Source organism: Faecalibacillus sp. MSK20_93 (genome assembly GCF_020589945.1).
In the GTDB taxonomy this organism is placed as follows: domain Bacteria; phylum Bacillota_I; class Bacilli_A; order Erysipelotrichales; family Coprobacillaceae; genus Faecalibacillus; species Faecalibacillus intestinalis.
In genome coordinates this window covers 22,621-47,910 of the sequence record NZ_JAJDKA010000017.1, presented here as the reverse complement: position 1 = coordinate 47,910, position 25,290 = coordinate 22,621, and the positions used below count along the sequence as shown (strand labels likewise).

General features: G+C 30.2%; 24 protein-coding genes, 1 pseudogene and 1 other annotated feature. Of the genes and pseudogenes, 11 read left to right on the top strand and 14 right to left on the bottom strand.

What is annotated here, in order from left to right; genetic code table 11:
* Window positions 1-565: 565 nt before the first annotated feature.
* The gene (gene eno / locus LJD34_RS06990) at window positions 566-1,855 is read right to left on the bottom strand and encodes a phosphopyruvate hydratase (RefSeq protein ID WP_227359515.1); all 1,290 of its coding nucleotides are present in this window, start codon (window positions 1,853-1,855) and stop codon (window positions 566-568) included.
* 396 nt (window positions 1,856-2,251) lie between these two features.
* On the opposite strand from eno, the gene LJD34_RS06985 reads away from it, so the two are divergent.
* From LJD34_RS06985 to LJD34_RS06970, 4 genes are all read left to right on the top strand, one after another.
* Window positions 2,252-2,944 carry an iron-sulfur cluster assembly scaffold protein gene (locus LJD34_RS06985; protein WP_022001699.1) on the top strand — a complete coding sequence of 231 codons (693 nt, stop codon included), beginning with the start codon at window positions 2,252-2,254 and terminating at the stop codon, window positions 2,942-2,944.
* 17 nt (window positions 2,945-2,961) lie between these two features.
* A complete protein-coding gene (locus LJD34_RS06980; RefSeq protein ID WP_022001700.1) occupies window positions 2,962-3,960 on the top strand; it encodes a GGGtGRT protein in 999 nt (332 codons plus the stop codon).
* Between the two features lie 120 nt (window positions 3,961-4,080).
* Complete coding sequence (locus LJD34_RS06975) at window positions 4,081-5,001, top strand: alpha/beta fold hydrolase (RefSeq protein WP_032090168.1); 921 nt, start codon at window positions 4,081-4,083, stop codon at window positions 4,999-5,001.
* 254 nt (window positions 5,002-5,255) lie between these two features.
* Window positions 5,256-5,774, top strand: coding sequence for a TetR/AcrR family transcriptional regulator (locus LJD34_RS06970; RefSeq protein ID WP_227359514.1), 519 nt, complete (start codon window positions 5,256-5,258; stop codon window positions 5,772-5,774).
* An 8-nt stretch (window positions 5,775-5,782) separates the two neighbouring features.
* On the opposite strand, the gene LJD34_RS06965 is transcribed toward LJD34_RS06970, so the two are convergent.
* From LJD34_RS06965 to LJD34_RS06955, 3 genes are all read right to left on the bottom strand, one after another.
* Entirely contained in the window at window positions 5,783-7,726 is a 1,944-nt protein-coding gene (locus tag LJD34_RS06965; RefSeq protein ID WP_227359513.1) for an oleate hydratase, read from the bottom strand.
* 91 nt (window positions 7,727-7,817) lie between these two features.
* Window positions 7,818-8,381 carry a TetR/AcrR family transcriptional regulator gene (locus LJD34_RS06960; protein WP_032090171.1) on the bottom strand — a complete coding sequence of 188 codons (564 nt, stop codon included), beginning with the start codon at window positions 8,379-8,381 and terminating at the stop codon, window positions 7,818-7,820.
* A gap of 15 nt (window positions 8,382-8,396) precedes the next feature.
* Window positions 8,397-9,203 carry a hypothetical protein gene (locus LJD34_RS06955; protein ID WP_052010872.1) on the bottom strand — a complete coding sequence of 269 codons (807 nt, stop codon included), beginning with the start codon at window positions 9,201-9,203 and terminating at the stop codon, window positions 8,397-8,399.
* 125 nt (window positions 9,204-9,328) lie between these two features.
* On the opposite strand from LJD34_RS06955, the gene LJD34_RS16420 reads away from it, so the two are divergent.
* Complete coding sequence (locus LJD34_RS16420) at window positions 9,329-9,457, top strand: hypothetical protein (RefSeq protein WP_264474800.1); 129 nt, start codon at window positions 9,329-9,331, stop codon at window positions 9,455-9,457.
* A 298-nt stretch (window positions 9,458-9,755) separates the two neighbouring features.
* On the opposite strand, the gene LJD34_RS06950 is transcribed toward LJD34_RS16420, so the two are convergent.
* From LJD34_RS06950 to LJD34_RS06940, 3 genes are all read right to left on the bottom strand, one after another.
* Complete coding sequence (locus LJD34_RS06950; protein WP_032090173.1) at window positions 9,756-11,489, bottom strand: ABC transporter ATP-binding protein; 1,734 nt, start codon at window positions 11,487-11,489, stop codon at window positions 9,756-9,758.
* A complete protein-coding gene (locus LJD34_RS06945) occupies window positions 11,489-13,276 on the bottom strand; it encodes an ABC transporter ATP-binding protein (RefSeq protein ID WP_227359512.1) in 1,788 nt (595 codons plus the stop codon). Before LJD34_RS06945 ends, LJD34_RS06950 begins: the two co-directional genes overlap by 1 nt.
* A 68-nt stretch (window positions 13,277-13,344) precedes the next feature.
* On the bottom strand, window positions 13,345-13,950 hold the full coding sequence (locus LJD34_RS06940; RefSeq protein WP_032090175.1) for a TetR/AcrR family transcriptional regulator: 606 nt from the start codon (window positions 13,948-13,950) through the stop codon (window positions 13,345-13,347).
* Window positions 13,951-14,062: 112 nt separating this feature from the next.
* Here LJD34_RS06940 and LJD34_RS06935 point away from each other — a divergent pair, with 112 nt between their 5' ends.
* The 3 genes from LJD34_RS06935 (at window position 14,063) to LJD34_RS06925 (ending at window position 16,146) form a co-directional block, all read left to right on the top strand.
* Complete coding sequence (locus LJD34_RS06935; RefSeq protein WP_032090176.1) at window positions 14,063-15,187, top strand: LacI family transcriptional regulator; 1,125 nt, start codon at window positions 14,063-14,065, stop codon at window positions 15,185-15,187.
* Window positions 15,180-15,533 (top strand): GGDEF domain-containing protein, encoded by a 354-nt coding sequence (locus LJD34_RS06930; protein ID WP_227359516.1) that lies wholly within the window; start codon window positions 15,180-15,182, stop codon window positions 15,531-15,533. Before LJD34_RS06935 ends, LJD34_RS06930 begins: the two co-directional genes overlap by 8 nt.
* A gap of 124 nt (window positions 15,534-15,657) precedes the next feature.
* Window positions 15,658-16,146 carry a hypothetical protein gene (locus LJD34_RS06925; protein ID WP_032090178.1) on the top strand — a complete coding sequence of 163 codons (489 nt, stop codon included), beginning with the start codon at window positions 15,658-15,660 and terminating at the stop codon, window positions 16,144-16,146.
* A gap of 43 nt (window positions 16,147-16,189) precedes the next feature.
* On the opposite strand, the gene LJD34_RS06920 is transcribed toward LJD34_RS06925, so the two are convergent.
* Entirely contained in the window at window positions 16,190-16,768 is a 579-nt protein-coding gene (locus LJD34_RS06920) for a transposase (RefSeq protein WP_175301702.1), read from the bottom strand.
* Window positions 16,759-17,064, bottom strand: a complete 306-nt coding sequence (locus LJD34_RS16780; RefSeq protein WP_412113425.1) for a transposase — start codon at window positions 17,062-17,064, stop codon at window positions 16,759-16,761. Before LJD34_RS16780 ends, LJD34_RS06920 begins: the two co-directional genes overlap by 10 nt.
* Window positions 17,065-17,324: 260 nt before the next feature.
* Here LJD34_RS16780 and LJD34_RS16775 point away from each other — a divergent pair.
* Window positions 17,325-17,453 (top strand): annotated as a pseudogene (locus tag LJD34_RS16775) (hypothetical protein); the annotation flags it as partial.
* Here the strand turns inward: LJD34_RS16775 and LJD34_RS06905 are convergent.
* A complete protein-coding gene (locus LJD34_RS06905; protein ID WP_032090181.1) occupies window positions 17,450-18,646 on the bottom strand; it encodes a pyridoxal phosphate-dependent aminotransferase in 1,197 nt (398 codons plus the stop codon). The pseudogene LJD34_RS16775 and the gene LJD34_RS06905 overlap by 4 nt on opposite strands.
* A gap of 174 nt (window positions 18,647-18,820) precedes the next feature.
* On the opposite strand from LJD34_RS06905, the gene LJD34_RS06900 reads away from it, so the two are divergent.
* The gene (locus tag LJD34_RS06900; protein WP_032090182.1) at window positions 18,821-19,564 is read left to right on the top strand and encodes an SDR family NAD(P)-dependent oxidoreductase; all 744 of its coding nucleotides are present in this window, start codon (window positions 18,821-18,823) and stop codon (window positions 19,562-19,564) included.
* A 39-nt stretch (window positions 19,565-19,603) separates the two neighbouring features.
* Here the strand turns inward: LJD34_RS06900 and LJD34_RS06895 are convergent, their stop codons facing one another.
* The gene (locus LJD34_RS06895; RefSeq protein WP_227359510.1) at window positions 19,604-21,304 is read right to left on the bottom strand and encodes a carbon starvation protein A; all 1,701 of its coding nucleotides are present in this window, start codon (window positions 21,302-21,304) and stop codon (window positions 19,604-19,606) included.
* Between the two features lie 60 nt (window positions 21,305-21,364).
* Window positions 21,365-21,597 (bottom strand) — a binding site (T-box leader).
* A 137-nt stretch (window positions 21,598-21,734) separates the two neighbouring features.
* Here LJD34_RS06895 and LJD34_RS06890 point away from each other — a divergent pair.
* Window positions 21,735-22,013 carry a hypothetical protein gene (locus LJD34_RS06890; protein WP_032090184.1) on the top strand — a complete coding sequence of 93 codons (279 nt, stop codon included), beginning with the start codon at window positions 21,735-21,737 and terminating at the stop codon, window positions 22,011-22,013.
* Window positions 22,014-22,025: 12 nt separating this feature from the next.
* Here the strand turns inward: LJD34_RS06890 and LJD34_RS06885 are convergent, their stop codons facing one another.
* From LJD34_RS06885 to LJD34_RS06875, 3 genes are all read right to left on the bottom strand, one after another.
* Window positions 22,026-23,201, bottom strand: a complete 1,176-nt coding sequence (locus LJD34_RS06885; RefSeq protein ID WP_227359509.1) for a polysaccharide deacetylase family protein — start codon at window positions 23,199-23,201, stop codon at window positions 22,026-22,028.
* A complete protein-coding gene (locus LJD34_RS06880) occupies window positions 23,191-24,093 on the bottom strand; it encodes a LysR family transcriptional regulator (RefSeq protein WP_227359508.1) in 903 nt (300 codons plus the stop codon). Before LJD34_RS06880 ends, LJD34_RS06885 begins: the two co-directional genes overlap by 11 nt.
* 74 nt (window positions 24,094-24,167) lie before the next feature.
* Complete coding sequence (locus LJD34_RS06875) at window positions 24,168-25,277, bottom strand: metallophosphoesterase (protein ID WP_147580420.1); 1,110 nt, start codon at window positions 25,275-25,277, stop codon at window positions 24,168-24,170.
* Between the last annotated feature and the right edge of the window lie 13 nt (window positions 25,278-25,290).

The window sequence follows — 25,290 nt, the reverse complement described above, 5'->3', positions numbered from 1 at the left end:
GGAACGCATTTTTAATTGCAGATAAATATTTGTTTTGACCGCACCATGCACCAGCACGACCTAAGACATCTGCCATTTTGTCCATAATTATTTCCTCCCTTAATTAATTTTGACATGATTATCATAACGTGACATTTTTCTTTGTTAAAGGCTTACATTAGTTTTTGTTTTTTATTTACAACATTCTTTTTAACTTTTTAAAATGATGTAATTTATTTACATGTCTATATATAAAAAATCATTTGCAGCTGCAAATGATTTTCGTGTCATTTCCGCAAGTAGTCAAAAAAATACGGAAGGTATTTAATTTATTAAGTAAATGACAATCTTTATTTTATATATAGGATAAAAATTGTATACCTTTTTAAAATATTTAGAGAGTTATTTTCATTAATTTCTCCTAATTAAATAAAGAATGTAATTTATTTACAAAAAAGATGACTTACATCACCTTTTTTATCTATATTATTAAAAGATAATATTTCTTATATGATTTAGTCTAAAATTGGGAAGTTACGATTTAATCGTTAAAGGGATATAACAATATTATCTTTTAATAGCAAAATTATTGATCTAATTGATAGAATGAATCAACGCCACCATATAAGCTTTGTTTTCCTAATTCATCTTCAATTCTTAATAATTGATTGTATTTAGCAATACGGTCTGTTCTTGATGCAGAACCAGTTTTAATTTGTCCAGCATTTGTAGCTACAGCAATATCAGCAATTGTTGTATCTTCTGTTTCACCGGATCTATGAGAAACAACAGCAGTATAGTTTGCTTTTTGAGCCATTTGAATAGCTTCTAGTGTTTCAGTTAAAGTACCAATTTGGTTAACTTTAATTAAGATAGAGTTTGCAGTTTTCTTAGCAATACCTTCTTGTAAACGTTTTGTATTTGTTACAAAGAAGTCATCCCCTACTAATTGTACTTTTTTACCTAATTTTTCAGTTAAATATTTCCATCCGTCCCAGTCATCTTGATCAAGACCATCTTCGATAGAAATAATTGGGTATTTTTCAACAAGTTCACCGTAGAAATCAACTAACTCTTTTGAAGTAAATGTTCTATTTCCTTCACCCGGTAAAACATATTTACCATCTTTATAGAATTCTGAACTAGCAACATCCATTGCAAGTTTAACATCTACACCTGGTTTATAACCTGCTTTTTCAATAGCTTCGATAACTGTTTGAATAGCTTCTTCATTTGATTTTAAGTTAGGAGCAAATCCACCTTCGTCACCTACAGCAGTATTTAATCCTTTATCATGTAATACAGCTTTTAAATTATGGAATACTTCAGCACCCATACGAATCGCTTCTTTGAATGTAGGAGCTGAAACTGGCATAATCATAAATTCTTGGAAATCAATGTTGTTATCAGCATGTGCTCCACCATTGATAATATTCATCATTGGTGTAGGAATAACATGAGCATTAGCTCCACCAATATAACGATATAATGGCATACCTAATGAATCAGCAGCACATTTAGCAACGGCAAGAGAAACACCTAAGATAGCATTTGCTCCAAGTTTTCCTTTATTATCTGTACCATCTAAATCAATCATTGCCTGATCGATTTCTCTTTGAGCAAAAACGTCATACCCTAATAATTCAGGAGCAATCACTTCGTTTACATTTTTAACAGCCTGTAAAACACCTTTACCTAAATAACGTGATTTATCTCCATCTCTTAATTCAACGGCTTCATAAATTCCTGTAGAAGCTCCACTTGGTACGATTGCTCTACCAAAAGCTCCACATTCACTTCTAACTTCAACTTCAACAGTTGGATTTCCACGAGAGTCTAATACTTCGCGTGCTTTAATACTTTGAATTAAATCCATTTTAATACTTCCTTCTTTCATTTTTGTTTTGTTTGTGTTTGTGATTTTTGTTTGTGATCTAGTATCAATAAAAAATGATTTATTAACACGAAGTTAGCTGTAACTAACTGTCTATAAGTTAGCATATACTAACCTTGTGTGTCAACCCTTTTTGACTACTTTTTTTCAACTTCAAATACTATTTTGTCCCTTTTTTTATAAAATATTCTTTGATAGATACAAAAAAATTTCTTTTTTCATTTATTTATCTTTCTTGTTTCATTGACTTTCTTTAATCGACACTTTATAATTTGTTCAGGTGAATTCCTTCACCTGAAGGAAGAAATTTATGTAGTTTTACGTTATTTCTTTTTTAATGTTTGTGATCATTAATGTGATGAAAGGAGAAAATAAAAAATGATTTATTCACATGAAGTTGAAGAAATGTGCACTGTAAATCGTGGTGCATCACACGGATGTGCTCCTATTCCTGAAGAAGGAAAATGGGTATATTCAAGAGAAATCAAAGATATTTCTGGTTTAACACATGGTATTGGTTGGTGTGCTCCACAACAAGGTGCATGTAAACTTACTTTAAATGTTAAAGAAGGTATCATTGAAGAAGCATTAATCGAAACTGTTGGATGCTCAGGTATGACTCACTCTGCTGCTATGGCTAGTGAAGCATTAGTTGGTAAAACTTTATTAGAAGGTTTAAATACTGACTTAGTTTGTGACGCTATTAACACAGCTATGAGAGAATTATTCTTACAAATCGTTTATGGACGTACTCAATCAGCATTCTCTGAAGGTGGATTACCTGTAGGTGCTGGTCTTGAAGACTTAGGTAAAGGTTTAAGATCAATGGTAGGTACATCATACTCTACTAAATTAAAAGGACCTCGTTACTTAGAATTAACTGAAGGTTACATTACTCGTATCGCTTTAGATACAAATGATGAAATTATCGGTTACGAATTCGTTAACTTAGGTAGAATGATGGAAATGATTAAAGATGGAAAAGATGCTAATGAAGCTTTAGAAGCTGCTAAAGGTAACTACGGTAGATTCAACGATGCTGCTAAATACATCGATCCAAGAAAAGAATAATAGGAGGATACGAAAAAATGGCATTATTTGAAAGTTATGAAAGAAGAATTGATCAAATTAACGCTGCATTAGCTAAATATGATATCAAATCAATCGAAGAAGCAAAAGCTATTTGTGATGAAAAAGGTATCAACGTTTATGATATCGTAAAATCTACACAACCAATTTGTTTCGAAAACGCTTGTTGGGCATATACAGTTGGTGCTGCTATGGCAATTAAAAATGGTGATACTAAAGCAGAAGATGCTGCTAAAACAATCGGTGTTGGATTACAATCATTCTGTATTCCAGGATCTGTTGCTGATGATCGTAAAGTAGGTTTAGGTCATGGTAACTTAGGAGCAATGTTATTAAACGAAAATACTCAATGTTTCGCTTTCTTAGCTGGACATGAATCTTTCGCTGCTGCTGAAGGTGCAATCAAAATTGCTGAAAAAGCTAACAAAGTAAGAAAAAATCCATTAAGAGTTATCTTAAATGGTTTAGGAAAAGATGCTGCTAAAATCATCTCAAGAATCAATGGTTTCACTTATGTAGAAACTCAATTCGATTATTTTACTGGAGAAGTTAAAGAAGTATCTAGAACTGCTTATAGTGATGGTCCACGTGCTAAAGTTAACTGCTATGGTGCAGATGACGTACGTGAAGGTGTTGCTATCATGCATAAAGAAGGTGTAGATGTATCAATCACTGGTAACTCTACTAACCCTACTCGTTTCCAACATCCTGTTGCTGGAACATACAAAAAAGAATGTATTGAACAAGGTAAAAAATACTTCTCAGTTGCATCTGGTGGTGGAACTGGACGTACTTTACATCCTGATAACATGGCTGCTGGTCCTGCTTCTTATGGTATGACTGATACTATGGGACGTATGCACAGTGATGCTCAATTTGCTGGTTCTTCATCAGTTCCTGCTCACGTAGAAATGATGGGATTAATCGGTATGGGTAACAACCCAATGGTTGGAGCTACTGTAGCTGTTGCTGTTGCAATTGAAGAAGCTTGTAAATAATTAGGGTTTTCCTAAAAAAAGCTAAAAAGTCTTGATTTTATCAAGACTTTTTTTGTTATATTAATTCTTTATCATATCAAAATATTTGTTTTTTAGTTATAATATAGTTAGGTGATAAATATGTACAAAAGTTTTCAAATAAAATCAAATTATGATCAACTAAAATTAGATGGCATTATTATTTCTTGTGAAAGCCCAAAAGGAATTGTACAAATTTCTCATGGTATGTGTGAGCATAAAGAGAGATACATCGACTTTATGAATTTCTTATCAAATCAAGGTTATTTATGTATTATTCATGACCATCGTGGACATGGAAAAAGTATAAAAGACAAAAATGATTTGGGGTATTTTTATGATAATGGTCATCTAGCAATTGTTGAAGATCTCCATCAAATTACTTTGATGATTAAACAACAATATCCTTATCTCCCACTCTATCTTTTAGGACATAGTATGGGGTCTTTAGTCGTGCGCTGTTTTTGCCAAAAGTATGATCAAGATATTGATGGTTTAATTGTTTGTGGAAGTCCTAGTGATAATCCTCTTGCTCCTATAGGAATAAAAATAGCTCGTATCTATTCAAAAGTCAAAGATGATCATTATCGTCCTCAATTAATTCAAAATTTAAGTTTTCAAGCTTTTAATAAAAGGTTTCATACAGATATTCCTAACAGTTGGATTTGTAGTGATGAAAATATTGTAGATTCTTATAACAAAAATCCTTTATGTTATTTTACTTTTACCGCAAATGGCTTTGAATCTCTCTTTAATCTTGTAATAAATACATATCATAATGAAAACTGGACAATGTCTAATCCCTCTTTACCTATTTTATTTATTGCTGGTAAAGATGATCCTTGCATTACAAATGAAGTAAAATTCAACAAAGCTGTTTCCAACATAAAATCTAAAGGTTATATGTGTGTAGATTCCTATCTTTTTGAAAATATGCGTCATGAAATTTTAAACGAAAAGCAAAATCAGCTTGTATATCAATATATATTAGATAATTTAAACGCATGGCAAACAAATATATAAAAATTGTAATTTGAAATACTTATTAATCATTTAGATTATTTTTCATTTTCGTATCCATTAAAATCATACCGTGATATAATAAGTTAAATAAAAATGACTTGAAAGTAGTGATTAAGATGAACAAAGAAATAAAGAATAATCTCCCTCTTAATATAATTGATATCTTTAACACTTTGGGAAATAACTTCAGCAAAATTTATACAGTTGATTGACAAACAAAAAGTATTACCATTTATCGTTATAAAAATTCAAACATGAACGATGAAGAATTTCCTAAAGATGTTCTTCCTTTTGAAGAAGAAATAAAAAAACATATTGATAAATATGTTTTAGGAGAAGATAAAGAAGCTCATGTTTCAACATCCTCTTTTTATCGTCACTATAAAGATAAATATGACGTGATGAATGATAATTATAAAAGGATCCTAGACCAATATATGCATAGTAGTCAAAATCACAATTATGAAGATGTCTTCGTTAATTTATTTAATATGAGTAAAGAGCTTCATTATTTAAAAAATGCTTTTGATTATACCGGTATTAATTCTTTAGGAGATTTTATCTACCAATATTCCTATAATACCTTTATTGAGATGTGTAAAATAAAAAACATCCAATTTGAAGATAAAGATCTTCTTTTATTAGATGTTTTTTGTGGTGGCGCTTCTATCATGTACCAACATTATATTCTTGGTAAGTTTGATTTGTCTCCTCAACAAGCTGGTAAAATACTTTATCAAATGTTTCCTGACGTTTTTAAAATTTCATGGTAAAAAATCAATTACTTTTCATTTTCTTTTAAAATTTGATGCTCTTTTAATAATTTTTCAATAACCGTTCCTTTAATACTTCTTATTAAAGGCTTTTTGATTATATTTAAAGGACCTAAATTCATCTCTAAGGGTGATTTCCCATCCATTAATTTTACAGAACTATCTAAAAGTTCTCGAATATCGTAAACACTGCCCCATACTTCTGGAACACCTCGATCAACACCTAATAAACCATAAACAGCTTCCATCGCTGTTCTTACCGAATATTCTGTAGTAAATACAGTATCTCTTGGTGTATGTGCAAATTGTCCTAAAAAGGCAAAATTAGTTGCATCTTTAACAATAACATCCGGACGATCTTCTTTTCTTCTTGGCATAAAGAAAGCTGTAATATAAGGCATCATAGTTGGTATACAGATAGCACTGTTGGTTGCATAGTCTTCTATTAATTCTTCTGGAACACCAAGGTGATACAACCATTCCATGGTAATTTCTTTTCCTGTACAATCTTTTATTGGCTTTTTAACATAATCTCCTATTGTATCAGTAAACAATCCATAAACCCACACACAGACTTTATCTTTATCTTGTTGTTTAAATTGACCTTGACGATTAATGGTCCAACTTAAAAGCCATGATGAATCTTGACAACTGACAATACCTCCTGTAACAACATGTCCTGTTTTAGGATCTCTTTTACAAATATTCGTAATATAGGGAATAATCTTATCATCTAATGTTGTAACTGTTGCCGATTCCCAATTTGTTTTTTGAATATCACTACAGAATTTTTCAGGATGGCCAAAAGATTTATCTTGTTTAGCAATATTTTTCCATAAATTCCAACATCCACTTGTTCGCATTTCTGCATTTCCATTAGGAGCATGATTTTGATCTCCATAAATTGTACCCTCTGTACAGCTTCCATTGGTAATTAAAACCAAATCATTTTCGCTAAGGGAAATTCTTTTTTCTTTTCCTTTTACGTTACATTCAATCGTTTTAGCAACTTTTTTATCAGGTTTAATATCAAATAAAACATTCGTTACCTCTGTGTTAAATTGAAAATCAACCCCATGTTTTTCAAGATACTTTTGCATTGGTAAAATAAGTGATTCATATTGATTATAACGCGTAAATTTTAAAGCGCTAAAATCAGGTAAGCCCGAAATATGGTGAATAAAACGTTGAAAATAAAGTTTCATTTCTAAAGCACTATGCCAATTTTCAAAGGCAAACATGGTACGCCAATACATCCAAAATGTTGAATTAAAAACTTCTTCATCAAAAACATCTTCAATCGTTTTATCATAAAGATCTTCATCTTTTGTCATAAACAGTTTCATGATTTCCATGCAACCTTTTTGACTTAAATTAAATTGTCCATTGGTTTTAGCGTCTTGTCCTCTATTAATAGTTGCTCGACATAAAGAATAGTTAGGATCTTCTTTATTTAACCAATAAAATTCATCTAATACACTGGCATCTTTGATTTCTAGTGAAGGAATACTTCTAAATAGATCCCATAAACATTCAAAATGATTTTCCATTTCACGACCACCACGCATGATATAACCTCTAGAAGGATCAAAAATACCATCACAGGCACCACCAGCAAGATCCATTGCTTCTAAAATATGAATATTTTTTCCAGGCATTTGTCCATCTCTTACCAAGAAACAAGCTGCCGCTAAACTTGCTAGACCACTTCCTATTAAATACGCATTTTTATTTTCAACACCTTCTGGTTTTTTAGGTCTGGCAAAAGCTTCATAATTTCCATTTGTATAATAAATTCCTTTATCATTTTTATCATACTTTCCTAATTCTGTATTTCGATACGTATTTATCTTTTCATCCTTTTTATTATTCTTTACTTTTTTAGCAACAAGGATTGCTGATGAAACGGCCGTCGCTGTTGTTGCAGCAATCGTTAAACTTTTACGATTCATAAACAACTCCACCTTTCTTTTTACACTTCAATCATAGCATTCCCTTATTTTAGATAAAATTTACAATAAAAAAGAAATGATAATTTTTTTATCATTTCTTCCTATTTGTAAAGTTTTGTATCGATAAATCGATTGTTCCTAATACCGTCATTTCTAAATCATCTAGAATCATTTGATAATCTTCATCCATTCCCGAATCAATCCAATCCAACATTACACCAACAAACCCATATTTATAAAAATGAGCAATAAAATCCTTTTGTTGATTTAAAATAAAAATATCTTTACTTCTTTCTTCAACAACAGATTCTATCAATTCATGAACAAGTTTGAATAATATCTTTTCAATTTTATCTCGAGAAATATCATGATAGACATTTAGAATAAATGGTTTATTAATATAAACCGCTTCAAAAATATTAGAAAGTCCTTCTTTCCAATGCGCATAATTTTTCTTTTCATTCAAAGCTTTTCGAGCATCTTCTATTAAAATCCATTCTGTTAAATCATACAAATCTTGAAAATGATAGTAAAAAGCCATGCGACTTATATGGCATTTATCCGTAAGATCTTTAATCGTTATTTTATGAAATGTTTTCTCTAATAAAAGTTCTTTAAATGCATCTTCTAATTGTAATTTTGTTCTATTTGACATATTTATTAATTTCCTTTAAGCATTCCTCAACTTGTTTTGAGGAATTTTTTGACAAAGCAAGCCATATGGCATTTGATAAGACCAATCAACTGGTAAAGTAATTAATGAAGGATGAATAAGATCCCAAGCATCAAGTGTTAATAAAAGACAACCTTCTTCTTCACAACGATTGAATGTATCTAAATCATAAAAGTAACCGACATCCTCTAAAATAATTTGAGGATAAAACATTTGCATATTCTTTCTAAAATCATCAATATTTAAACAATCCCCACTACTGACACATAAAAGTTTTTCATTATATAAATCCGTAATTGAAAGTTTTTTCTTTTTTGCTAGTGGATGACTTCTAGGCAGAGCTACACAAACATTATAAGTTCCTAATTGTTTGCAAGAAGCAAAAGAAAGAATTGGATTTGAATTAAACGCACCAATTAAAAAATCAAATTTTATTCCTAACGATTGATAAACTTCCATGATTTTATCATGATCGCCTTCATAAGGAACACCACGTAATTTATAACGTTGTATTAAGGTTTGTATACTATGCCATAAATCAATAAATTCTTTTGCCGAATTTAAAAACGAAGAACCAATATGAATCATAGAAGATGTTTTCTCTTGGATTTTATTCAAATAATTATCTGAATTTTCGATAAGTATTTTAGCTTCATCATAAATTTTTTGTCCCTGTACTGTCAGTTTAATGCCACGATAGGTACGATTGACTAATTTTATGTAGAGATGTTCTTCTAAAGCATTTATTTGTTTCATCAAACTGATTAGTGTAATATACATTTTTTGTGTCTTAGTACTTTTCATAATAATTCTCCTCAGTTTTTACTTTTAGTAAATAAATTGTATCTTATACGGTTATTCCAATCAATAGAGAATAATTTATTTTAAAAGTCATAGAACACAATGAAAAAGAATTTAGGTTTGGCTGGATGAGATTATCTCAACTCTCTGAAGATCCAACAAATATTGATTTTGATCAATATAAAGATATTAAACCTCATGGTATTTCTTTAGCTTCTCTTTTAGAAACTTATAATAGTTGTATGGTTCAAGCTTAGAAGTAGAAGATGAAAAATTAAATCAACTTATAAAAGAAGCTGATGAATTTTTAGCAAATCATTCATTTGTAAATTACGATAGTAAATAGTAAATTAAAATAGAGTCCATTTTGAACTCTATTTTAATTTATTGCCTCTTTCCCTGTATTCCCTGTATCAATCATGTCAATTCCCCCTATTTCATGAATTTGTTATACAGTATAAATGATTATTTATTATCGTGCAAGTATTTTATTACTGAAATATATTCTTATAAAGAAAAAACTTGAGCAAAAATACTCAAGTTTTCCTTTTAAATTTATTGATATTTCCATGCATTTGATTGCATTTGCATATCAACCATATGTTTATAAATCCCCTTTTGTTGTTTTAATTCTTGTGGCTTCCCTTGTTCAGCAACAACACCCTCTTTTAAAACAACAATTTTATCAACACCATCTACTGTTCTCATTCGATGTGCAATAACTAAAACTGTTTTATTTTCAATTAATTTAGAAATAGATTCTTGAATCAATGATTCATTATCTACATCTAATGAAGCTGTTGCTTCATCCATTAAGATAATTGGAGCATCTTTTAAGAAGGCTCTAGCAATAGAAATTCTTTGTCGTTGTCCTCCTGATAATTCAGAACCATTTTCACCAATCATTGTATTCCATTGATCAGGCATTTTTTCAACAAATTCATCACAATGCGCTAATTTTGCTGCAGCAATCACTTCTTCATCGGTTGCATCCTTTTTACCAATACGAATATTTTCCATAACTGTGTTATTAAATAATGTGACATCTTGAAAAACAATTGAATAAAGTTCTAATAATTTTTCAGGTTCAACCTTTGAAACATCCATTCCCCCAACGGTAATCTTTCCTTGGTTAATATCATAAAAACGTGCAGCAAGTCGTGAAATGGTTGTTTTACCACCACCACTTGGCCCAATTAATGCTGTGACTTCTCCTTGTTTTGCGACAAATGATACATCTGATAATACTTTTTCTTTTTGATTATAAGAGAAAGCCACATGATCAAATACAATATCATAACCTTCATTTGTAAGTGTATCAACTCCTGTTTGTTCTTCATGGGATAAAATCTCATCCATACGTTTACAATTAGTATCAAGACTAATCATTGCAGATAAGTTTTGTAAAGAAATTTGTAAAGGTTCATACATACGTGTTACAACAAGTAAAAACATAAAGAATGTAAGAACTGTGATTTCACCTTTGACTAATAAATAACTTCCTACGAGTGCAACTGTTCCCATGCCAAGTTTTAAAATCATTTGAGCACTGCAAACAAAAGCCGCATTGGTAAATTCCGCAAAGATATCATGATTTTCTACAGCTTTGATTTTTTTATTAAGAGATTCCATATACGTATCACACATATTATTCGATCTTAAATCTCTTAATGTTTCTAAACCTTCTTGAATACTATCTAAACAATTAATACGATATTCATTGGTTTTTTCATGTGTTTTTCGTAATGCTTTTCTTGAATAAAGAACAATCGCAAAAGCAATAGGCATCACCCAAACAGCAGCAAGTGCCATACGAAAATCAAAGAAAAATAAACTAATGACAATAATTGTCGTTGAAATCATGGCTCCTATTAATTCAGGAATCCAATGAGAACTTGCTGTTTCTAAAAGAGCACAGTCAGACATAATCGTATTTGTAAGATCCGCTAAATCTTTTTTACCAAAATAAGATAAAGGAAGTTTTCTTAACTTTTCTGCAAGTGTACGACGTCTAACACCACTTTCAATATATGTTGATAAAAAAGTAGCACGATATTGAAAAATTGTAGTTAAAGCAATACAAATCAAGATTACAATAATTGCTACAATAAAGAACGTTAATTTTTCTTTAGGTAATTGTTGATTTAATAAATAAGATGATAATATATAAAGTAATCCCACAGGAAGCATTAAAACAAGGTTAGAAAGTGTCACTGCCACAAAAGCTCTTGCCATGTCATTGGCTCCTTTAGAAGATAAAGCATATTTATGTTTTAATTTTTCAATCATTATTCTTCATCCCCCTTTTGTACTTTCCATTTTACAGATTGATTATATTGATGCCACATATGTTCATAAACACCTTTTGTTTCTAATAATTCTTCATGTTTACCACTTTCAACAATATGTCCATTTTCTAATACATAAATACAATCTGCATTTGTAATCGTTGATAAACGATGAGCAATCATAACAACCGTTTTATCTTTTGCAAGTTTTTCAAAAGCTTTTTGAACAAGCACTTCATTATCAGGATCAGCAAAGGCTGATGCTTCATCTAAAATAAGAATTGGCGCATTCTTTAAAAAGGCTCTAGCAATCGATAATCTTTGACTTTCCCCACCGGAAACATAAACTCCTTTTGAACCTATAACGGTATGAACTCCATCAGGGAATTTATCAATAATATCTTGACATTGGGCATCTTTTAAAGCTTGGATAACTTCTTCATCACTTGCCTCTGGTCTTGACATACGAATATTTTCTAAAATACTCATTTTAAGTAAACGACTATCTTGGAAAACATAAGATACTTGATTCATTAATTCTTTTTGTTCAATATCTTTAACATCAACATGTCCTATTTTAATACTTCCTTCATTTACATCCCAAAAACGAGAAATAAGAGAAGCTACAGTTGTTTTACCACCACCACTTAGTCCAACTAAAGCAATATGTTCTCCTGCTTTAATATGCATACTTAAGTTGTCAATGGCTTTAGTAGAAGCATCTTGATACGTAAAGCTGACATTTTCTAAATCAATAGAAGCATCACTTGGTACTTGTATTTGTTTACTTTCAGGTAAAGGTTGTACATTCATAATTGAATTCATACGATTTAAAGCATCTTCTACAAGCATTTGCGATTCACCGGCATAAGCTACTTTCATTAAAGTCGTTGTTAAAATAGATGTAATTAAAATATAGAAAAAGAGATTCAAAATAAATTGATCTGTAATAGTATTTCCTGCAAATAAATAAGCAGCAATAATTAATGCCGCAAAGATTCCATTAGCAAAAGTTGTAAAACATACCATTGGTTTCATCATACTCTTTGTATAATCTAACGTCCATTTTTCATATTCATCAATTGCTTCTTTAAATCTTTTAAAAGAGAAAATTGTTTGTCCAAATGTTTTAACAACAGGTACCCCTCTTACATATTCAACAGCTTCTGATGACATCGTTTCCAAAGCATTTTGATATTGTTTCATATCTTCTGCCATCTTTGGTCCCATCATCGCTGTAAACATTAAGACAAAAGCAATAATTGCTGGAATAAGACTCATTAAACCTAGTCGCCAATCAAAGATTGCCATCATAATAAGTAAACCAATTGGTGTTGCTTTAGAAACAACTTTATCTGGCACATTATGTGCTAAAAAGGTTTCTGTTGTGGCACTTGATTCCATTACGATTTTTCTAATTTTTCCACTTCCTTGACTTTCAACATAGCCAAGAGGAAGTTTCATAATGTGTTCCATCATTTTCGTTCTCATTGTCGCTTGTACTCTAAAGGCTGCTTTATGCGAACACATTAAGGCTGCGATATAAAAAAACATAGCTAATAACGCAAATAAAACTGCATGCCATCCATAACTTTTGATATGGATTGCTTCATTAAAGTTTGGTCTTACTTCTAATACCTCTTTGATGATACGCCACATATCATAAAAAGGAACCAAAGCAATAAAGGCACTGATTGCAGCTAAAATACATGAAGCATAAACATAATACTTATGATTTCCTGCAAAGTGCATTAACTTCGATAATGTACTCTCTTTCTTTTCTTTCATAAAATCCCTCCTATTGGTTAGTTTTTGCTAACTATCGATGTTAACTTTAGACAGGTTTCCCTGTCTATTTACTCATCAATTCCCATAACTGCTTTCCAGCCAGCAACATTAAATAACTTTGTGCTATTCATAAATGATTGAGCTTCTTTATAGGAACAATCATGTGCAACAAGTTCATACATCGTTTGCCATCCTGCCCGGCAAAATACATGAATAAAGAATGGATCTACTGTAAAACCTTCTTTACCATATTTATCAACAAGCTCTTGGTAATAGGATTCTTCGATTTTTCCAAGTTCATCTAAAAAATGTTCATATTGAGAACCGGTAGAACAACAAAAAATCAATTTAAACTCTGTAAAATGTTGATAAATATAATCTAAAACAAAATCTGTGCCTTCCTCTCCTTCATAATTAGCTTGATTAAGATCAGGACTATAAGTTGCTTTTTGAATACTCTCGAGATAAATATCCATCAACCCATCCGCTGTTTCTTTGACGATTGCTGAAAACAAACCTTCTTTATCTTTAAAACGAGTATAAATAGAATTTGTACTAACTCCGCTTTTGGCAGATATATTTCTTAGACTTGCTTTCATAAATCCTTTTTCTAAAAATTCTTCTGTTGCACTTTTTAATAGGTTTTCTGTAACACCTACGGTTTCTTGCCTCATAGATTGCCCCCATCATTAAATAACACTGTTATTATAACACTATTATTTTAAAACCGTCAATATTCTTTCGCTACCAAAAAGATGATATAATTATAGATAAGGAGGCATTTCTATGACTTATAAAATTGCTTTTTTTTCATCTGATTGGCTTTTTGAAATTGCCCAAGAAAAACAAAATGCGATCAATCAATTTTTAAATGATTATCAAGATATATCCATTGATATGTTTGAAATCTTTGGAAATTACGGTCTTGTTCACCCTATGGATAGCTTATTAGAACTCTATAAGCTTCCCGATATTAAAGATTATGACGTTTTGATTTTTCAAACAAACTCCAATTTTTATAAAGATTATCGCCAACAAATGATTGATGAAGCTCATAAATATCATATTCCTGTTGTTTCTATTAACGATCCTATTAAAGATTGCGTTTATATAGGAACAGACAATCAACAAGCCATTTATAAACTTACTCAAACAATTTCAGCTGAAAGAAATTGTCAAAAAGTAGCTTATGTTTCTGGACCTATGTCTTCAAGAGAAGCACGACTTAGAAAAGCAGACTTTTTACAAGCAACTAAAGATTTAGAAGATATTCAAATCATTGAAGGTGCGAGTTGTGGTTATCCAACAAATGAAAAAGATGATTCTGAATTAAAAAAAGAATATTTATCTTATACTTATCATAGTAATTGTTTTTTTGAATCAACAGAACGTTTAGAAACACTCTTATCTCAGACATCTCATTTTTATGATTTATTTGATGTTTTTGAAAAAGAATCACAAAATTTTGGATATAAACAAATTTATCTGGTTATGAATTCAAAATATATTGATGAAATGTCTGAAAATATTATTCATTTTTCTGATAAAATGTATTTAATGGGTATGACTTATCACAAAAATTCACCTGATGAAAAACATATCTATCAAGAATTTTCTAAAAAAGAAGTTCTTCCTCAAGAATATAAATCACGTTATATGATTTATACTTCTTTAAGTAATAATGGTGTCGCTATTGGTTATTTAGCTTTTGATAATTACTCAAAAAATATTTCTATTAATTATATGACAATTATCTTAAAGCTATTAGGTCTTACTATTAAAAGTATACGAAAAAAACATGTTTTAAGTTTATTAAACAAGGAATTAGAAAATCTTTATGTTAAAGATTCATTAACCCATCTGAAGGTAGTGGGTTTCCGCCTATGGCAAACGAAAGGATTTAATTTATGAATCAACTAGAAAAAAACTTTATTATCAACTCATTGAAAAAGATCAACAAGCATTGATTTATTTTATTGATATAGATTTTATGAAAAAAACAAACGATCTTTATGGACATGATACGGGTGATAGTGCTATTAAAGAAATTGCTTCTATTATTTTAAAAGTCATTTCTAAAGAAGATATTGCGATTCGTTATGGTGGTGATGAATTTGTTATCATTACCAATTATTCATCGAAAGATCTTTCTACAAAAATAACTGATGAAGTGTTTTCTTTTTTGAATACCCACATTCCACAGGTGATTATCAAAATAAGAAATGATAGTTTAAATTTTTTTGGCTTTTATGTGTAAAAATGGTTTCAATAATTGGATTGACCTGTTGATTATGGGTAATTTAATCAAAATTAATTATATTAATTACGTTTTTCTTAAAAAGATCTAATTTTGAATATGATATATATGGAGGAAATTTTTGATGAAAGTTTTTAAAGAAATAATTGCTTATTTTAGTCATATGAATAATAAAAGAAGAACTTTAGTGTGGTATATTATATCATTGAGTATTGTTTTGATAGAATATCTTATTAACTCTAGACTAGACAAATTTGTCTACTTTCATCCGTTCATTAGTATAGTAATAAATATAGTTCTCTTAATAGATTTATTTTTTATACCTATTACTTTTATAGCAATTGATATATTAAAAGCACAAAAAAATTCTATTATAAAATTTTTTCAAATTATTTTATCAGGAATTGGTATAGGACTGTTATCTTTTACGGTTATTTTTGTTTACTCTTTCTTTAATAAATCATCATTTAACATTGATAGTGTAAGTATAGATTTTAGAAGTGATAAAATATATGTTGAAAATGTAGTTTGGTTAGAGGATAGTCACCATGTAGATGTGTATCAAATCGAAAACGCATTTTTTGTAAGGCGGATTGACAGTTATAAATTATAAAATGATAATGTTTTTTGAATCCCCATAATCAACAGGTGACGATTTAAGAGAAATGTGGAGCAGAAATATTCAGGATATATACTATCTGTCTATGACTGATAGGAAATGATTTCTGTAGGTATTTCTTGATTTTATCCATAACAGTCTTTCGCATATTTCTGTGGTTAAATCTATACTCCTGTTCATTCAGGAATAAAGGCATCTCTCTTTTAGTTATTCCATGATATATACCAGTAATATTATTTTTAATATTACCGATTATTATATTTAACCAGAGTAGTCTATGATTCTTTTCTTCGTAGCTGATCTTCTCGTTCTTTACCTGAATCTCTTCATTTAATGTATTAAAGCCTTTCTCGCCATCTGTATTAAGCAATGCAGCATGTGTTAATATACAACATTGTTCTATATTTTTCTTAAGTGACAGACCAGTATAATCATTGATGCGTCTTAACTTAATAAATCGGGGATAGTTATTCCCTTTATCTGTAGATAGAATACCAAGAATAGGCTGTTGCTCACTTGCACGACCCGCATTATTCTTGGATTTTGCACCAATATTAAAGACATCCGCCTCATAGAAAAGGCTGTTGAGCAGCTTCTCTGAATTGCTTAGTGACATAAGATTCTACACTTGTTCTCTAGAAGAAGTGCAGTCTTGTGGTTAACATCTAGTATTGAACATAAATTTATTGCACTGATTCCTTTATTTTCATTAAGGAAAAGGAAAACACCTAACAGAAGTTTGTATAGATCAAGTTTGCAGCTCTGAAAAATAGTGCCTGAAAGCAGAGAATGTTGCTTATGGCATGAGCTACATTCAAGAACATATGAAGTCTTGGTCTTTCCTACACGCTTGACTAGGTAATACTTATGACATCCGCAACGGTCACATGAAAATCCCCCAGGCCATTTCATGGATTTGAAGAATTCAATACAGTTACCAATATTGTTTGAATAATTTTGAGTGAACTGATAAAGAGAAGCTTTCTTTGGCTTTAATACTTTATTTGACATGTGGTTATACCTCCATCTGATTTCTAATCTAATTATAGAACGGATGGAAAATCCATGTATTCAATTCAGCTTCATGAACGCCGTCCAATCGGTGCTTATAGAATTTAATTTTCACTAACCTGTAGGTATTCAAATTTTCTTTTAATAAAACAAAAAAATATCCTTTTTCACTTTCAACAAGTATTGGATATTATTTAGCACATCAAAATGATGATTTTGAAACAGCTATTAATCAAGCGGATGCTTTAATGTATCAGATAAAGAAAGACAAAAAAGCTCAAAGAAATTAATCTTGAGCTTTTTTTACATCTGATAAAAGTTTTTTAATTCTAACAAATGCTTCTTCAATATTTTCTTTAGATGAAGCAAAAGAAATTCTAACAAAATCAATAAAGTCCTTACCAAAACCACTTGCTGGTACAACAGCTACGCCATAATCAAGTAACTTATCCGCAAATTCTTGCCCATTAAGCCCCGTTTTAGAAACATCAACCATAATATAGAAAGCCCCATGAGGTTTAATGTATGAAAGACTTTCACATTGATCTAATTGTTCCATAATAAATGTTCTTCTTTCATGGAAAGTATCTACCATATGTTGAACTTCTTCTTTTACATCTTCTTGATCAATTGCTTTTGCCATTCCTATTTGCGCAAATGTCATTTGTGATGTTGTTGTATATTGATGTACTTTTAAAATAGGCTCTATATTTTCTTGACTAGAAGCAATATATCCCATTCGCCACCCTGTCATAGCATACGCTTTAGAAAAACCATTAACAATAATTGTATAATCTTTCATGTTTTCAAATGAGGCAATAGAAACATATTGCTTTTCATAATCGAGTTGATTATAAATTTCATCAGCTAATATTAAAATATTGTTTTCTCGAGCTAGTTGGCATACCTTTTCTAATGTTTCCTTTTGATAAACAGCTCCAGTTGGATTATTTGGATTATTAATAATAATCATTTTTGTTTTGTCTGTTATTTTATTTTTAACTTCATCTAGATCTATTTGAAATCCATTGCTTGGCTTTAAAGGAATTTCTACAGGAATTCCTTTACATAATAAAACTGTATTTTGATAAGAAACAAAGGCTGGTGTAAAAATAATAACTTCGTCCCCTTCATCAATAAAAGCCTGACACGTATTATTGATGGCTTCACTACAACCACATGTCATAATAATTTCTTGGTCGCTATCATAATCAATGGTTGTTTGTTGTTTTAAAAGTTGTGATACTTTTTGTCTTAAACCTAAATATCCTCGATTAGAACTATAATGTGTTTGGTTATCATTTAAAGCCTCAATTGTTGCTTTTTTGATGCCTTCTGGTGTATTAAAATCAGGTTCTCCTGCACATAAAGATACAACACTTTTCCCTTGACTTTTTAATTTTTCAACCTTTTCCATAACAACACGAATAGATGACATTTGTACTTGATCTATTCTTTTAGCGTATATATTTTCTTTTTCCATTTTGACACTTCCTTTTTGATAACTATTATATACTAATTATCGTCAAATACACAACAAAACATCTTAAATAAAAATACCTAATTTCTATAAAATATATCTATAAATTTTCTTCTTAATATCTATTAGATTTATCTATTTTTTGTTTTTATAATAAAGATAAGGAGGATTATATTTATGAATAAAGAATTTGAAGGAAAATATGCTGTTGTTACTGGAGGAGCTGGCGGAATCAGTTACGAAGCTGCAAAAGCACTTGCAAAAAAAGGATTATCTGGTGTTGTTTTAGCTGATTTAAATATTGAGCAAGCAACAGAAAGTGCTAAAAAACTAGAAGAAGGAACAGGATGTCACTGTTATCCATGCAAAGTAGATGTTTCTAATCCTGAAGATATTGAACATCTATTTGAATTTGCATTAGAAAAAATGCCAACATTTCATATTTTAGTTAATGGAGCTGGTGTTTGTCCAACAACCCCTATTGAAGATTTGGATGCTGATAAATGGGATTGGTGCATGAATATTAATTTAAGAGGTGCTCATTTATGTATGAGAGAAGCCATCAAAACTATGAAAAAACAAAAATATGGAAAAATCGTAAACATTTCTTCTGTGGCTGCACGAATTGGAGGTATCGCTTCTTCTGTAAGTTATGCTGCAAGTAAAGGTGGTCTTTTATCTGCTACAAAAAGTTATGCAAAAGTTTTAGGAACTTATAATATTAATGTTAACGCTGTTTGTCCTAGTGTCATCAACACAAATATGACAGCTAATACAAATTACAGTGCTGCTGGTATCCCACTTGGACGTTTAGGTGAAACAGAGGATGTTGCAGAAGTTATTGCCTTTCTAGCAAGTGATGCCTCTAAATATATTACTGGTCAAGGTATAGATATAAATGGTGGTTCTTATATGAACTAAAACACAAAAAAGCTTCATCATGAAGCTTTTTTATTATCTTTATTTTTCTTTAACAAGTTTACTTCCTGAGTTGAAACCAATCATTAATCCTAATGCAACAAGTAAGATTGCGACTACTAATTGTAAACCATCAACCATTAAAACAAATCCACCTGTTACAAATAATTTCATAACGATTCCATAGATAGCTTGTACTAATGCTGTCATTGTAACGATAAACATTAATACCATTGGGATATATAACATAAATCCTTTTCTTCCAGTAACTTTTAAGAAAACAGCTAATGAAATTAAAACCATTGCAGCTAATAATTGGTTAGCTGATCCGAATAATGGCCAAATATTAACATATCCACCTAAACTTAATAAATATCCACAAACTAAAGAAATAATTGTTGAAACGTATTTATTAGTTAAAACTTTAACTAAACCACTTGGTTCTTGTTCTTCTTCTACTTCAAAGAATTCTTGGAAAGACATTCTTGAAATTCTTGCAACAGCATCTAATGAAGTTAAAGCAAGAGCTGAAACAAACATTGTCATAATGCATAATCCCCATGACTGAGGTAAACCAAGTTGAGCAACTAAACCAGTAACACCAGCTGAGAATTTAGTAAATGGTGTTGCTGTATCAGCTAAAGCCATATTAGCAAGTGTACTATCTAAGACACCAGATGCTTTTAAGTTTGGTAAAGCACCAACAATAACGATAACTAAGATAGCAAGTAATGATTCAAGTAACATAGAACCATAACCAACTTGTAACATATCTTTTTCGTTTTCTACTAATTTTGAACTTGTTTCAGATGAGACAAGTGAATGGAAACCAGAAACGGCACCACAAGCAATTGTAACAAATAATGTTGGGAAGATATAACTTCCTGAAGCAGATTTAAATCCTACAAAAGCAGGTGTTGTAATTGTTGGATTGCTTACAAATACACCAATAACAGCAGCAACGATCATTCCAATGAATAAGAATGTTGTTAAATAATCACGTGGTGTTTTAAGTAACCACATAGGTGTAACTGAAGCAAAGAAAATATATACAAAGACAACATAAATCCAAGTTGTTTTAGTAGCATATACTGGGAACATAATTCCAAGTGCTAACATAGCAATAATTAAAGCAATACCAAGAATCACTTTTGGTAAACCTTCTAGTTTAACTTTTTTCAAGAATAAACCAAAGGCCATTGCTACGAAAACATATAAAATTGAAATTGAAGCAGCACTCGCATTTGGTGCAAGTTTAGCTCCATCAGCACTAATTCCATTAAATGTTCCAGCAACCATATCAGCGAAAGCTGCAATAACAATTAATGTAAAAATCCAACAAAATAAGAAAAATAATTTTTTACCTTTACGTCCAATATATTTTTCAATGATTTGTCCCATTGATTTTCCTTCTGTTTTAACAGAAGCATAAAGTGCTCCAAAATCTTGTACAGCACCAAAGAATACACCACCAACGATAACCCATAAAAAGGCTGGTAGCCAACCAAACATCATTGCCATAACTGGTCCAGTTACAGGTCCAGCTCCTGCAATTGATGAGAATTGATGAGCAAAGACTGACCATTTGTTTGTAGGTACAAAGTCTGTCCCATCTTCTTTTGCAACAGCAGGTGTTGTTGCTTTTGGATCAATTCCCCATATTTTAACTAAGTAACGACCATAGAATAAATAAGCCACTACTAAAATTAAAGCACTTAATCCAAGTAATAGTAAACCATTCATAAATGAATCCCCCTCTTTTAAATCAATCATCACATATAAAAAGGTTTTCGCTTAACTTTACGCTAAGACGAAAACCTTGTTCCGCGGTACCACTTAGATTGCGATATTTAATCGCCCCTTCACATCTTTTTATAATGCTATTTCTTTAACGCAGAAATTACGATTTCCCTACTTTTATTTCAAGATAATAGCTCACAAGTGATGGTCTTATATCATTACCTACATTCTTTCCACCAACCGAATGTTCTCTATAGGAAGCGGATGTAAAATCGTATCTTGTTCATCGCTCATTTATATGTATGTCTATATATTATACCTCTTTTTTTGTTTGTCAATAGTTTTTTATTTTAATAATTATATTTTTTATCAATAAATATTTATTTCGTTCAGTCAACTCATCTTTTGATACATATAATATATTGGTGATTATATGTCTCTACCTTACATGAATACTGTTTTACTTAATCAGATGATTGTTATCATTTCACAATCATTTAATGAATGTTTTTCAAATGATGAACAGGCCATTATTGGCGCTTTTTTAACAACTCTAGGAGATATGCTCTCTTTAAATAGTGCTTATATCTCTTATTTACAAGATCAAAATTCCCTTTCTAAACAAAATCAAAATGATTATGATTTATTAGAAAAAAGTATTGAAAAAATAAAAGTAGAACTTAATAAAATGAAAAGTAATGTCCAAAAATGAACATTACTTTTATTAATTATTAACACTTTGATGTGGGGCATATGTCGCATCATCAATTCCTTTAAAAGTATAGCCTAAATTTTTATAGTGTTCAATAATAGCAGGTAAGGCTTGAACAGTGGTATCCTTAGCTTGTGTATCGTGGCATAAAATCATGACATTATTATCATGACATGATGTCCCGTTTCTAATCAACTTATCTACAGCTACATGATTTCCTGAAGCATCTGTTGAATCTCCATTCCAATCATAATATTGATATCCTTTTTCAACAACTTCTTTTGTAAGAGTTGACATAATTCCTTGACAATATGTTCTTGACACTGTATTTGAACTTCCACCTGGGAAACGAATATAATGTGGTACAAAACCGATTTCTTTTTTTACCATTTGCCCTACTTTATTTAAATCATCAAAATAAGCATCAACTGAAGCATAGACAGTTGAATATTCATGACTATACGTATGAAGAGCAATCGTATGTCCTGCATTATAAGCATCTTTAATCAAATAATTATAATCTTGATTTCTTCCTGTTACAAAAAATGTTGCTTTAGCATCATATTTTGCAAGTATATCCATGATTTTTTTAGTATTTTCTGATGGACCATCATCAAATGTTAAATAAACAACTTTTTCATTAGATTGTTTATCACTACCAATTTTTTTAATTACATTTACTTTTCTTTTAACAGTTATTTTGTTTCCAGAACTATCTTTTGCCACATAAGTAACTTCATACGTTCCTTCTTTAGAAGTATCTAAATTTTTATCATCAATTTTATATTGGATATCTTCTAAACTATTATCACTTACTTCCACACCAGCTTTTAAATCAGGTGTTGTATTTAAAGAAACTGTCAAATCATCCAATCCCTTAAATACAGGTTTTTGTGTATCTACAACTTGAATCGTTGTTGTATATTCTCTATTTTTATATGTATATGTCACTTCATATTTTCCTAGCTTTTTAATATTTAAATTTTTGCTTTGACATGCTACATCTTTAACACTTCCATGTTCAACTTCACTAATATAGCTATTGGGATTAAACTTCCCATTAATTTCTACTGTCAGATTTTCTTTAAAATGCAGTTGTTTTTTTATAAATGTTTGATAAACAAATAAACCTATTCCTAAGACGATTACTCCAATCAAAGTAATCACTAATTTTTTTCTATTTTTCATATAGACTCCTACTCTTTTCTAAATATTCTTGTACTTTTTTAATAAACCTATCAATAACTGGTGAAAGACGTGTATATTTCTTCCATATAAAAACAGTATTTGTTGATAGTTCTGGATAAAAAGGAATGAAACAAATATTCTTTTGATTTAACACCTGATAGGCTCCTTCTACTGTGATCGCTGCTCCTTGATCATCTTGAATAAAAGGAAGAATTGCTGAAGCAAAATTATAAGAAAACATGCTGTGCAACGAAACATCCCCTTTTAACCAATTAGAAATTTCACTTTGAACAATTTCTCTATTTGTTAAAAACAATGGTAATTCTTTTAAATCCTCTTTTTTAACATAGGGCTTATTAGCCAAAGAATTAGTTTTTGAAACAATGATTCCCCATTTTTCTTGAAGCGGTATACGTAAATGATTATATTTTGAAATATCTACTGGCTCTAACAAAATCCCAATATCTACTAATCCTTGATCAACTCTTTCTTTAATCAAATCCGCATTTCCTACATAGATATCAAATTTTACAAGAGGGTATTCATCATGAAACTCTTCAATCACTTGCGAAAGAACCGTTTGTGAAGATGAAAAAATACCCGTTCCAATCATAATTTGACCAACCATTTCTTCTTCACTTTGAGTAATCTCTTGTTCTGTTTTATTAACAAGTGATAAAATTTCTTCTGCTCTTCTTCTAAGTAAAACACCCTCATCTGTGAGTTCTATTTTTCTTTTTCCTCGAATAAATAAAGGCTTCCCTAATTCATCTTCCAACTGCATTAATTGTCTTGATAATGTAGGTTGTGTCATATGTAGTTGCTTAGCTGCACGCGTAATATTTTTCTCACGCGCAACCATTAAAAAATACCAAAGTATTCTAAGTTCCATGATTTTTACCTTCCTTTTTATTTTAACCCATATTTCTTAAAAAAAATCTAAATTATTCTAAAGATTTCTAAAGATTATATTTTTTCTAAATATCCGCTTTCTATCCAGCCTATTTCTTTATTTTTGATAATATAGGCAAATTTTCCATATAATCCTATTACTTTAACATCTTCATTTTCATGAACCGTTATAAAATGATCAATATAATCATCTAAACAATAAAAGTGTTTATTTTTCAAATAAATAAATTCATTTTTGATCCATAACATTTGGTTTGTATGAATAACTTTACAAAATGAAAATTCTTCTCTTTTTTCTAAAATTTCTATTTCAAAATTTGGCCAGGAAACCTTATGATTTTCCTTATTTTCTACAAATTTGTCTTGTTTTATTCTATAGATTGGTAAAGGTTGTACAAAATGATTCTTAAAAGTTAAATTCTTACCATCATTTTCAATAATAAGTGCATTCAATTGACTGATAAATTTAACCCCTGTTCCGCCATCAATACTAATTATTTTTTTATCAAAATCCATCAAAACATCATTTTTAATTTGATTTTGATAAAAATTTGACGTTGGCAAATGACCTACTATGACATATTTTTTTAAACAATGACCTACTTTTTGAAAATCTCTTTTTTCGATAAATGAAGAAAGCGGTGCATTTTGCCAATCATTTTTGTTTTCAATCCCAGCATGAATACATAAAAAATCATCGGTTTCTATTGAAGTAGGCAAACTCGCTATATAATTAAGTTCTTCTTGTAAAGACTCTCTTACAATTTTTTGTAAGATTTGTGGTTTTTCTTTCTTCAAATCTAAATGTTTTCGAGAAACAATTTGATCAATCATTCCACTTTTACCAATTTTACGTAAGTAATGTAACATTTCTTGACAAAGATCATCATCATTAATCAATGCATCTAAAGCATATTCACAATTACCTAGTAAAACATATACCCTTTGGCTTTTTTGTTGTAAATATTGAAGATAGTGTACTGTTTCTATGGCTTGTGTTCCCTTTTCTACAAAATCTCCATCAATGATCAAATAGTCTTGTGTAGTATATCGTGCTTCTTTTAAAAGCTGTTTGAAACGATCTAAATGACTATGAATATCAGAAACAACAATACATCTATAAGGTTTTTCTATATTTAGTTTTTCATGTCTTATTTCTATCATATATCACCTATTT